Genomic DNA, 365 nt, shown 5'->3' on the forward strand with positions numbered 1-365 from the left:
CCCCGAACCTGTCGCCGTCGGTGGTCGGACGGCTGAAGGAGGAGTGGCAGGTCGACTATGATCGCTGGCAACGGCGCGACCTGTCGGCCCGGCGCTACGTCTACATCTGGGCCGACGGTGTCTATCTTCAGGCGCGCATGGAGGAGGATGCCGCCTGCATGCTGGTCGTCATCGGTGCGACGCCGGAAGGCAGGAAGGAACTGGTCGGCTTTCAGGTCGGCGTACGGGAGAGCGCGCAGAGCTGGCGCGAACTGCTCGTCGATCTGAAAGCGCGCGGGCTGTCCATCGCGCCGCGGATCGCTGTCGGCGACGGTGCGCTCGGCTTCTGGAAGGCCCTGGAAGAACTCTTTCCTTCCACCCGTCAT

General features: G+C 66.0%; 1 protein-coding gene. It reads left to right on the top strand.

Annotated features, from left to right (window positions below):
* Positions 1-365: transposase (locus AC5ZGW_RS47590; RefSeq protein ID WP_496114332.1), on the top strand; the 365-nt coding region annotated here is incomplete at both ends.

Source organism: Bradyrhizobium sp. Crot121, assembly GCF_059512385.1.